Here is a 9,064-nt window from a genome sequence, read left to right on the forward strand (position 1 = left end):
TCAATTCATCAGATATTAAAATATCCTTAAAATTCTAGTAATGTTTACATGATCCATATTAACTATTATTATGGTAAATGTGGACCACGCTAAAAAAGGAATTGGAGGTAATAATATGAAAAAACGAAACATTATTGTCACATCCTTGTTGTCAGCATCCGTGTTATTCACTGGGTTTGGTTTGGAGGGAAATGCACAAGCGAAAGAGGTGTACCCTTCTATGAACACTGAAAGAGCCAAGCAAGAAATAGAAGAAATGAAAGCAGAGGGAATGACCTCTGAACAGATTAAAGAGCTTTACGAGATGAGCAAGAAGGAGTATGACTCTGTATCTACGGAAGCAAAAGCAGAAGCTATATTCGAAGAGTCGCAGAAAGATATCGATCAATACATCAAAGATGGAGTGATCGACGAGTATCTACCTAAGTACAATGAAGAGAAAGATAAGATGAACGTCAATGCAAAAAAGTCCAAGGCATTAGGAACTAAAGGAGATGTGTTGGTTAGCTACGACTTGGACTCAGGTAGTTCGGCGATTGGCTTTGGACATGCGGCTGTTGTGTCGAGAACTAAGACAAATACCGTAGAATCTTGGCACAAAGCTTGGAGTCCTATTAAACAGCATGGAGTTAGATTCTATAATAATACTTGGGGAAATAGAAAAAAGGTATATGGGCTGTGGGTGAAGAAGTCTAATAATACCAAATATGTAAATGCAGCTAAGTATGCAGAAAAACAAGCTAATCAAAAGAAGCCATACAATTTGAACTGGCTTGACAAGAAAACTACAAAAAAATTCTATTGCTCTCAATTAGCTTGGAGAGCTTGGAAAAATCAAGGTCACGATATTGACCATTATAAAAACGATTTAGTCGTGTCCCCAATGGAATTAGTAAACTCTAACAACACGAAGATTTTTTATCATAAAAAAAAGTAAGTTGAAAGCAGTCGGGGAATTCCCTCGATTGCTTTGCTTGTTTAAAATTAAAAGGAGATGATTGAATGAAATACTTTAAGTTTTTTTTATCAGCTTGTGCCATAGCATTAATATGTACAGCATGTTCAAAGAAAGAAGAGGCTGTGGGAGACTCTTCTAAGGGAGAGCTGAGCAATATGAAAGATAGTAAATTTGCTGTAATTCATTCAAAGATGATGGATAGGGGATGCGAGATAGTAAACTATAACGATACAGGGAGTAAGCTATCAAGCGTGTCATTAAAAGACTGCGTGGGATTCACTTCGTCTACTCAGAGTGATAATAATATGTACTTCTCATCTAATAGGTCTAATTATCATGTATCGATAGATAAGAATAATGGAAAGGTAAAACATATACAAACAAAATCACTTTCAAAATCTACAGAAGACGAGGGTGCATTCTTTATTAACTACTCTAATGGGTATGTTCTACACGACATTAACGTTGGCTTTACAGAGGATGGCTTAGTAGGAGAATTAGTATACTGGAATGAAGATGACAACAATAAGAAGCAGGTTGAACTTGAAGGGTCGTTGACCTCGGCAGTATTTGAAGATGGGAGAATTTATGCCATTATTAATAATAATAATGATAGCGTTATAGCCTCCTCGATAGACCCCAAAAATCATAAAGAAAAACGAAAAGAGATAGACATGGACTCAGTTTTCTTCCCTGACAACAATGATTCTTTGAAGTCATTGAGCGATAAGGAATTGTTGGTTGCTGTAAACGATAATGTTGATAGTAAGAAAAATTCTATGTTGGTTGTACTCGACAAGAAAACTCTCGATACGAAAAGAAAGATTGCCATGGATGATAGATTCACTATCTACAAGACAAATATAGACAATGATAGAGTCACGATAGTCTCCTATGAAGGAGAAGTCAAGACTTTCAACAGAGAGCTCAAAGAGATATCTTCTGAAAAAATTCCACTTAATTTTAAATCAGATGACGAACGTTTAGAAGAGGTCAAGATTTTAGACGGCAAGATTTATGCATTGGTAAGAATGTTTGATAGAGATAAGGATGGAGTTATTGGCAGAATTATTGAATATAATATTGAAAGCAAAGACTCTAAAGAGATATCTCTAAAATCTGATAGGGATTGGGAAATGACAAGCTTGGAAGTTGTAAAATAACTGACGAGGAGTGTGGAGTAAATTAACTTACATTATCTTGAACCCATGAGGCTTGTGTTATTCACATTGCCATTATTGTATTTAGCTTGGGGGATTATTGGCTATGTAATCTTTAAGAAGGTTTATGTGGTTTTAACTATCACATTTATAACTTCAACCATTTTTATATTTGCCTATACTGGGTTTGACATGTCAAATATGTATTGGGTAGGGGTGGTGACTTTTTTATGCATATGCACCTCTGTAATTACAAAAATTATTCGAGACATGTATATTCGCTATAAAAAAGCATAATCCAAGCTTATGTCCATAAACATAAGCTTTATTTTTGTTTCATACCACTAAAATAACTCAAAATGCTTGTAATAATTAAAGTGATAACTGATGAAACTAACAAAGAAACGCTGATCGCTCCTAACCCTAAACCTTCCCATCCTCCCACAAAAAAGCTTATGAGCAATAAGATGATACTTACCAGCATTAAAACTGATGGAAATCCATACTGGAAAGATGACTTCTTTTTTTTAAAGATTAAAGAAACACCTAGTATAATAACTGTAAGGATGGTTGTCAGTAGCCAGAAAGACATTTGTCTTGCCCCCTTGAAAGAAGAACCCTAATGAATAATTATATGTTTTTCAATATCGTACCACTGATTTAAGTTGTTTACAAAAGCAGTTAGTTAAAGAAACGGTTCTGTGACATCCATTGTCATAGAACCGTTTCTTTGATCTTATATTGTATTTCCAGCTTCTTTCCCTACACTCGATGTAATCACTTTGTCAGCCACTTCATGTGAGACAGCAGCAGAATGAAAAATTGGTAACGCTAATGCTACAGTTACAAGAATGATGGGAACAAAAATTTTACTCTTCAACATATAACAATTCCCCTCCTTGAATTAAAGACTTTGCTTCAAGTGCTCTTTCGTAAAAAACGACAGAAATTTCCAACTGCCCACTTCTATTATAGTATCGTACAGCTTCAAAAGCTAGTTGATACACATCTTCTTAGAGGAAACAGGTTGCTATTATAAGCGAGTCATCATGGTTTTGGATCAAGTGGATAAAACCAGTAAAGAGCGTGAAAAATAAATAGCGTCTTTTGTAGGTGGCTTTTTGTCATGTTTTGGAGTTCTTTATTGTCTGTATGGTATGTCACATTACTTATTTTTACATAATTTGTTTAAAAAGGTCATTTAATCTGCGATAATGAAAGAAAAGGGTAAAATGATAGGGGGAGGTTTGTTTGCCGGAGAAAGTAGCAAGCCCATTTGTTGCTAAGATGATCGGTGATTGGTACGGACTTATAAAAAAACAAGATATCCTAAAAGCTGAAACAAAGAGAAACGAGATAGTACAAGCTTTCGAAAATATGGAAGAAGATCAAAATGTCTTATTATACTTTAACTTGATTGATTCCAGATACAAAATGATGGTGCAGGAGTTTGAGGGATCAAAAGAGCTGTTGAAGCAAATAGACATTGAAGAGAAGCAGAAAACGGATGACATGATTCATTATTATTACTTCTTCTTCAATGGCATGTATGAGTTCTATAAAAAGCGATTTTCAGATGCTATCAACTATTATCATATTGCAGAAACTCGTCTGAGAAATGTCCCAGATGAGTTAGAACGTGCTGAATTTAACTATCAGCTGGCAATTGCATATTATGAAATAGCACAAAATCATTTCTCTATTAACCATGCCAAAAAAGCTTTAGAAAGCTTTAAATCAGCAGATTTACAAGAGAGTCGGGTAGCAATTACTCTAATGGTGATCGCATCAAATAAGATGGATTTAAACCAATTTGAACAAGCTGAATCCACCTATAAGGATGCTCTCAATTTAGCAGCAGCTTCTAACCTTGATTTGCCACAAGCGCTAGGGTATTTCAATCTTGGAATATGTTATGAGCGCCAAGGAAAGCTTGCTGAAGCTTTCGACTCTTTCCAGAATACCTTGTCTATTGAACTAAAAAAACCACACAAAACACTGCATATGAGAACAAAGTACATGTTAGCACGTGTACTCTTCCAGTTAGATAAAACAGCTGAAGGGCTGGAGTCATACAATGAGTCACTCATGTTAGCGAATGAATTATCTGACAATGCGTATATTGCTAAGTTAAACATCATACATTCAATGTATGTAAAAGATGATGAAATTCAGCTCGACGCAGCTCTAAATGTACTGAAAAATCAAAAGCTTTGGACAGATGCCGCAGAATTGTCAATTATGGCAGCAAGATTTTATAAAAAGCAGGATAATCACAAACTGGCATCAAAATACTTTGATGAAGGTTTGGAATCACAGGCCAAAAAATTGACATGGATGGAGGAGGAAGCTGAATGAAGCAACTGAAAGTTATAATATTAAGCCTTACCTTATTAATGGGGATCACAGCCACAGTACATATAAATTCCTCGAATGATTTTCAAACGGCAGAAAACGGATACTTTGGTTAAGCGTTAGGAGAAGTAGACTCCATTAATAAAAAGAAAAAGCCCTGTTCGTAGGGCTTTTTTGTTTGTCTTTATTCAGTTCGATGTCTCATTTTATTGATCGTTCTAAACGCTGTTTCAACTCCAATGAAGACCACTGAGTGAATTTTTATAGTGAATTTCTTATAGTTCCAGTTGTTTTTGTTGCAGTACCTGAGATTATCTCGACCCTATACTCCTTACCTTTTTCCATCCAATAATCTAGAGTAAGTTCGCCAGCCTCTTCCAAGGTTAAAACAGCAGATCCACCCATAGTTAACCAAGTACTTCCGCTCTTTTCTTGTACATATAAACCTGCAATCCCAGTAGAATAAAGCTTTATTTTACCATACTGACCTTTACCAATCACAGTTCCTGACACTGCTTTCCATTCAGGCGGACTTATAGTAACACTTGATGAATCTGCATATGCACTTAAATCCATATACGGGGTAGATAGTTGGTTACTTGCTGAAGTTAGTTGGCTGTCAGTATTTCCTGATGCAGCAAAAGTTGGAATAGCAGAACCACCTGCAATAACTATTGCTGCCGTAGCACTCAGAACTAGTTGCTTAATTTTCATTTTTGGGAACACTCCTTTTTTAATACTCTTTATAACTGTTAGTTACAATGTACTTATTCCGCTTTTGGTACTAAATACCTTCTTATAATCAACCTTTGTTTTAAAACTACATTTGCGGCCACGTGCTGCCCTGGTACTTCGCATCGATCCGGTCTCGCCTATCAACCATTGATAGACGGAAATATAACCGTCCATTAACCATTGAGACTTTTTCCGGCGATCTTCAGCTGAAAAATGTTCGCTTTTTACTATCAAAAATCAGATCTACCTGAATAACATCATTCGTGTTTTTACGGAAGTTCAAAAAATGAACTTCCGGGCAATACCAGTGTAGAATGAAAAAAGCTACGTACTTACTTTTCGTAAGTTTACATAATGACCCTTCGGGGCAGTCTTTTTTTTATCCGATCCTCATATTCGGGCAAATTCCGTCTTCAGGAGTGATTTCGGGTTTGGGAAATAATCGAAAAATCGACCCTCAGTAAGAAAAAGCTAATCTCTGTTTTGCTCCAGATAGCTCAATATCTCATACCTATCCAGTGATTGAACAAATTTCAGCTTCATTATATGATTTTCTGTTGCTTGTCTTATGTTTGCCAACTATTAGTACACATTGAAGGTGTATTTATAGAAGGGTTACTCCTGAAATTACGGCAATACCTTGATTGAAACTGATTCGGCTTCTTAGTCATGCTTAAATTTGTCTCTAACTAGCCAGAATTTAGCTTATTTTTTGATCAATTTCTTACACAAAAAGCCGCAAAATTATTGAAGTGTTATTTTCTTTGGTTTATACTTAACTTGTATTGATTATTAGATCGATCATGACGAGGTCGATCACACGACTTGCATGTCTCTTTCGGAGTGCAGCAGTATGGTGAATGGATTTGGTTTCACCATGTATAATGAAACTTAAACGATTTACTATTTGGGCACTCAGTTGACTACTGTAGTGCTTTTTCTATGTTTAAAAACATATGCTAAGGATAACAATACTAATGATTTAGGTAAAAGCAAAGGTAGCCCTCAATGAAACAGAAACGTGATAGAACAACTTTAATTGACGAGAGAAAAGTTGTACTACCCTTACTTAACCTAAACTTTAGTGAAAGTTAGAACCAATTGAACCAGTTAGCCAAAACCCACTGGGATATAGTCTTGACGAGGGACAATACCAATGGGATTCCGAAAGTTTTAGCTGTATTTTTTACCAGCTGCTTTCGTCTCTGGGTTTTCTGGTCTTTTTTATGTTCTTTACGTGTTTTGTTGTATCGATTATTTTGAACACGACTTGACATGATCTCTTTCACCCCTTTCATTATAGAATGGGGCGAGGTCTATCGCTTGCTAACGTCTCTAAGTATATTTTACCAGCATGTCCATTGAAACAACACATAAAAAAAGAAGCCGTTAATGGCTTCTCAGATTGTAGAGAAACTCATGTTTTTCTACAATCTTTTTTATTTTCATCGTAATGATGATGGATGAGATTTAATGAAAAAGGCCTCCCACACACCTAGCCTAGCTTCGCTAGGTGTGTGGCAATCTTCTTCATGTTCTGACAGGCAGCTGTGAGAAGCACTTGCTCACTCACATTTTGTTTTCCCCTCAACCGGCAGTAGCGAAGCCCATGCAGTTGTTTTGAATCTGCAAAGCTTCGCTCTATTTTTTCTTTTCTTTTTTTATATAGCTCTTTTCCAGAAGCAGACAGACGATTTTGTCTGATCTTTTCTTTATGTTCTTCCCACACTTGTCTTGAGATCACTTTTTGATGATTTTTCGACCTTGTACAGCTCTCTAGGAAAGGACACGATACGCATTTTTCAGGGTCTGATTTGTAGAACCGATAACCTCTTCGATCAGTTGATCTAGCAATACAAATTCGGCTTCGTGCTGAGAAGAATTTCTAGTGTGGAACATGAGAAAACACCTTCCTTTAGTATGCTTTTCTCTATTATAAAACGGGGGAATGGAAACTTTAAGGAAAAAAAATAAAGCTGTAGAGATTTTCTCGACAGCCTGAGGCTGAGGTAATATTCACTCAGCCTTTTATGATATCAATTATTGTGCGACAGCTACTAATTCTACTTCAATATTTCCTTGAGTTGCTTTTGAATATGGGCATACGCCGTGTGCTTTATGAACAAGCTCATCTAATGCTGATTGCTCGATTCCAGTTCCTTTTACTTCTAGCTTAACGCCTAGTTTGAAGCCGCCATCTGAACTGTCTTTTACTAAGCTCACATGTGCTGTTACTTCACTTTCAAAACGGATACGCTCTTGTCTTGCGACCATTTGAATGGCTGAATCAAAACATGCAGAGTAGCCTGCTGCAAATAATTGCTCTGGATTTGTTGCTTTTTCAATTTTTTTCGCTCTTGGTGTTCCAGGCATTGCTACATCATGCTCAAGCACACCATCAGTTGAAACAACCTTTCCTTCTCTTCCTCCTACAGCTGATACCGTTGCTGTAAATAAAACTTCTGACATGTATATAACCCTCTTTCTCTCCAATAATATTTTCTACAATTGAATTTTACGCAATGCAAATTCAAGAGTCAATGAAAAACACTCACTTTCATCTTTCCCCCGAATGTCATTTTTATGAGTAAAATCAGTTTCATGTTGAAAAAATTTCTAGTGTGGAACATGAAGATATGCAAATTTCAAGGAAAAAATAAGGCTGTCGAGATTTTTTATCGACAGCCTTAGAAGCCGTTAATGGCTGCTTTTTTCATTTTTCCACTAGTATGTTTCAATTCGCGACTGTTCCATTTCAGGTACGCCTGCGTGTACTGGTACTAATTTATATTCCGATTTCCTCCGTGATTTCAAAACATCAATACGGCCACTTCTTCAGCATTAAAGCGCGGATGCCTTCTCCAGTGTAATTACTGGCTAGTCCTCCATCTTTGTTGTGGAGGAGAATCCGAACAAAGCAGCTGGCGAAGATCCAGGTATTAAACATAAATCCCGAATGAAGGATTGTGGCCATCTATACAAGAGACAGGATTTCACGAATGTTGTTTTACTTCGTTTAAATCAGATTAAATCCTTTTAAAGTATACAAGTTTGCCTGTTCAAGTGACTACCTTTCTTCACAAGACATTGCAAACAAGCTCAATGTCTCCAGCGTCACGATACGCAAATACGCGCCAAAATCTGTGGGAACCAATCGTACATTTATTAAAAACTATGCTTTAGGTCTATCAGTAGAAATAAATTCTAATAAAAAACAAATTAAAGTTAAACCGATAGAAATTTTGATACTATCTGCAATACCAATTGAACATATAACACCAACAAAGAAAACAAATAAAAATCTAAAAAGTGAAACGAAAATAGTCTTTAGTATATTGTCTCCCATTATATGCTTTACAACTGTAATAAATATATTATCAAGAGTAAATGAATAACAAACTAACGCTAAACTCACAATGATAACTTGAGTGAAATCTACATTTAACCCTAATGACTTAACGATGACACTTATTGATCCCGTAGCAATTAAAACTATAAACATAATTACTGCTGTAGGAATTAAAGACAACAAAAGTGCACCAACAAATGTGGAAAACACATATCCCTCATTTGTTTTATTCTCTTCAGCTTCCCTTTTTTCGCCTCTATACATAAAAAAGAAAAACAACGAAAAGAAAAATAAATAAATTAACATAGTAATTACAAACAAATCCAATCCTGATCTCTCCTTATAAAAATATTAAAGAAGAGAGTGAATAATATTATTCACTCTCTTCTTTAATATTAATATATTCAATATCTATACCAAAAAGAAAACAACAACTTTAGCGATTAATTGCGCGTCACCTGGAGGAATTCCAGCTGCCATTAAAGCCGCAGTAACTTTAGCTTCACC

General features: G+C 35.8%; 9 protein-coding genes and 1 pseudogene. 4 read left to right on the forward strand and 6 right to left on the reverse strand.

Going from position 1 to position 9,064, the window contains the following annotated elements; genetic code table 11:
* The first annotated feature begins 115 nt into the window (after positions 1-115).
* The 3 genes from MHI33_RS21875 to MHI33_RS21885 all read left to right on the forward strand — a co-directional run bounded on the left by MHI33_RS21875 (position 116) and on the right by MHI33_RS21885 (position 2,415).
* Entirely contained in the window at positions 116-937 is an 822-nt protein-coding gene (locus MHI33_RS21875) for a septation ring formation regulator EzrA (protein ID WP_340913940.1), read from the forward strand.
* A 65-nt stretch (positions 938-1,002) separates the two neighbouring features.
* Positions 1,003-2,121, forward strand: coding sequence for a hypothetical protein (locus MHI33_RS21880; RefSeq protein WP_340913941.1), 1,119 nt, complete (start codon positions 1,003-1,005; stop codon positions 2,119-2,121).
* Between the two features lie 45 nt (positions 2,122-2,166).
* A complete protein-coding gene (locus MHI33_RS21885; RefSeq protein WP_340913942.1) occupies positions 2,167-2,415 on the forward strand; it encodes a DUF2651 family protein in 249 nt (82 codons plus the stop codon).
* Positions 2,416-2,443: 28 nt separating this feature from the next.
* Here the strand turns inward: MHI33_RS21885 and MHI33_RS21890 are convergent, their stop codons facing one another.
* Complete coding sequence (locus MHI33_RS21890) at positions 2,444-2,710, reverse strand: YesK family protein (RefSeq protein ID WP_340913944.1); 267 nt, start codon at positions 2,708-2,710, stop codon at positions 2,444-2,446.
* Between the two features lie 144 nt (positions 2,711-2,854).
* The gene (locus MHI33_RS21895) at positions 2,855-3,001 is read right to left on the reverse strand and encodes a hypothetical protein (RefSeq protein ID WP_340913946.1); all 147 of its coding nucleotides are present in this window, start codon (positions 2,999-3,001) and stop codon (positions 2,855-2,857) included.
* 368 nt (positions 3,002-3,369) lie between these two features.
* Here MHI33_RS21895 and MHI33_RS21900 point away from each other — a divergent pair, with 368 nt between their 5' ends.
* Positions 3,370-4,476: a response regulator aspartate phosphatase gene (locus MHI33_RS21900; protein ID WP_340913947.1), complete on the forward strand. Its 1,107-nt coding sequence runs from the start codon at positions 3,370-3,372 to the stop codon at positions 4,474-4,476.
* Positions 4,477-4,734: 258 nt separating this feature from the next.
* Here the strand turns inward: MHI33_RS21900 and MHI33_RS21905 are convergent, their stop codons facing one another.
* From MHI33_RS21905 to MHI33_RS21920, 4 genes and pseudogenes are all read right to left on the reverse strand, one after another.
* The gene (locus tag MHI33_RS21905) at positions 4,735-5,187 is read right to left on the reverse strand and encodes a hypothetical protein (RefSeq protein WP_340913949.1); all 453 of its coding nucleotides are present in this window, start codon (positions 5,185-5,187) and stop codon (positions 4,735-4,737) included.
* A gap of 1,516 nt (positions 5,188-6,703) precedes the next feature.
* A pseudogene (locus MHI33_RS21910) lies at positions 6,704-7,057 on the reverse strand (transposase); the annotation flags it as partial.
* A 191-nt stretch (positions 7,058-7,248) separates the two neighbouring features.
* Positions 7,249-7,677 (reverse strand): organic hydroperoxide resistance protein, encoded by a 429-nt coding sequence (locus MHI33_RS21915; protein ID WP_340910478.1) that lies wholly within the window; start codon positions 7,675-7,677, stop codon positions 7,249-7,251.
* Positions 7,678-8,380: 703 nt separating this feature from the next.
* Complete coding sequence (locus MHI33_RS21920) at positions 8,381-8,884, reverse strand: hypothetical protein (RefSeq protein WP_340913950.1); 504 nt, start codon at positions 8,882-8,884, stop codon at positions 8,381-8,383.
* Between the last annotated feature and the right edge of the window lie 180 nt (positions 8,885-9,064).

Source organism: Bacillus sp. FSL K6-2971 (genome assembly GCF_038006405.1).
GTDB lineage: Bacteria > Bacillota > Bacilli > Bacillales > Bacillaceae > Bacillus > Bacillus pumilus.

Excerpts from the sequence above, each read along its gene's own strand:
- MHI33_RS21875 (WP_340913940.1), top strand. The coding sequence starts at position 116 with ATGAAAAAACGAAACATTATTGTCACATCCTTGTTGTCAGCATCCGTG.
- MHI33_RS21880 (WP_340913941.1), top strand. The coding sequence starts at position 1,003 with ATGAAATACTTTAAGTTTTTTTTATCAGCTTGTGCCATAGCATTAATA.
- MHI33_RS21885 (WP_340913942.1), top strand. The coding sequence starts at position 2,167 with ATGAGGCTTGTGTTATTCACATTGCCATTATTGTATTTAGCTTGGGGG.
- MHI33_RS21890 (WP_340913944.1), bottom strand. The coding sequence starts at position 2,710 with ATGTCTTTCTGGCTACTGACAACCATCCTTACAGTTATTATACTAGGT.
- MHI33_RS21895 (WP_340913946.1), bottom strand. The coding sequence starts at position 3,001 with ATGTTGAAGAGTAAAATTTTTGTTCCCATCATTCTTGTAACTGTAGCA.
- MHI33_RS21905 (WP_340913949.1), bottom strand. The coding sequence starts at position 5,187 with ATGAAAATTAAGCAACTAGTTCTGAGTGCTACGGCAGCAATAGTTATT.
- MHI33_RS21915 (WP_340910478.1), bottom strand. The coding sequence starts at position 7,677 with ATGTCAGAAGTTTTATTTACAGCAACGGTATCAGCTGTAGGAGGAAGA.